A 1,727-nucleotide genomic window follows, 5' to 3' on the forward strand; every position below is an offset into this window, starting at 1 on the left:
TGTGTCTGTTGTTTGAGAACTCAATAGTGTGCCAAGTTTGTTGATACCGATTATGTATGTAATTGGTTGATTGTGCCGAATCGTGCCGCCCCTGTGGTATTGGTTTGGTGTTTTTAGCTGGTTTCAAATTTTGTGCAGCCTTTGCCGCCGTTATTTCCGGTGGTTTTGGTTGTGTCTGTTTTACTTCAACGGAGAGTTTGATCCTGGCTCAGGATGAACGCTGGCGGCGTGCTTAACACATGCAAGTCGAACGATGAAGGGAGCTTGCTCCTGGATTAGTGGCGAACGGGTGAGTAACACGTGAGTAACCTGCCCTTGACTCTGGGATAAGCCTGGGAAACTGGGTCTAATACCGGATATGACTGACCGTCGCATGGTGGTTGGTGGAAAGCTTTTGTGGTTTTGGATGGACTCGCGGCCTATCAGCTTGTTGGTGGGGTAATGGCCTACCAAGGCGACGACGGGTAGCCGGCCTGAGAGGGTGACCGGCCACACTGGGACTGAGACACGGCCCAGACTCCTACGGGAGGCAGCAGTGGGGAATATTGCACAATGGGCGCAAGCCTGATGCAGCGACGCCGCGTGAGGGATGACGGCCTTCGGGTTGTAAACCTCTTTCAGTAGGGAAGAAGCCGCAAGGTGACGGTACCTGCAGAAGAAGCGCCGGCTAACTACGTGCCAGCAGCCGCGGTAATACGTAGGGCGCAAGCGTTATCCGGAATTATTGGGCGTAAAGAGCTCGTAGGCGGTTTGTCGCGTCTGCCGTGAAAGTCCGGGGCTCAACTCCGGATCTGCGGTGGGTACGGGCAGACTAGAGTGATGTAGGGGAGACTGGAATTCCTGGTGTAGCGGTGAAATGCGCAGATATCAGGAGGAACACCGATGGCGAAGGCAGGTCTCTGGGCATTAACTGACGCTGAGGAGCGAAAGCATGGGGAGCGAACAGGATTAGATACCCTGGTAGTCCATGCCGTAAACGTTGGGCACTAGGTGTGGGGGACATTCCACGTTTTCCGCGCCGTAGCTAACGCATTAAGTGCCCCGCCTGGGGAGTACGGCCGCAAGGCTAAAACTCAAAGGAATTGACGGGGGCCCGCACAAGCGGCGGAGCATGCGGATTAATTCGATGCAACGCGAAGAACCTTACCAAGGCTTGACATGAACCGGTAAGACCTGGAAACAGGTCCCCCACTTGTGGTCGGTTTACAGGTGGTGCATGGTTGTCGTCAGCTCGTGTCGTGAGATGTTGGGTTAAGTCCCGCAACGAGCGCAACCCTCGTTCTATGTTGCCAGCACGTGATGGTGGGGACTCATAGGAGACTGCCGGGGTCAACTCGGAGGAAGGTGGGGACGACGTCAAATCATCATGCCCCTTATGTCTTGGGCTTCACGCATGCTACAATGGCCGGTACAAAGGGTTGCGATACTGTGAGGTGGAGCTAATCCCAAAAAGCCGGTCTCAGTTCGGATTGGGGTCTGCAACTCGACCCCATGAAGTCGGAGTCGCTAGTAATCGCAGATCAGCAACGCTGCGGTGAATACGTTCCCGGGCCTTGTACACACCGCCCGTCAAGTCACGAAAGTTGGTAACACCCGAAGCCGGTGGCCTAACCCCTTGTGGGAGGGAGCTGTCGAAGGTGGGACTGGCGATTGGGACTAAGTCGTAACAAGGTAGCCGTACCGGAAGGTGCGGCTGGATCACCTCCTTTCTAAGGAGCACCTACAAC

Annotated in this window: 1 rRNA gene; it reads left to right on the top strand. The window is 55.2% G+C overall.

The window, feature by feature from the left end:
• Nucleotides 1–185 precede the first annotated feature (185 nt).
• Nucleotides 186–1,709: ribosomal RNA gene (locus ACR65J_RS20925) — 16S ribosomal RNA — on the top strand.
• Nucleotides 1,710–1,727 lie beyond the last annotated feature (18 nt).

The sequence above is a fragment of the Arthrobacter sp. SAFR-044 genome (assembly GCF_059414985.1).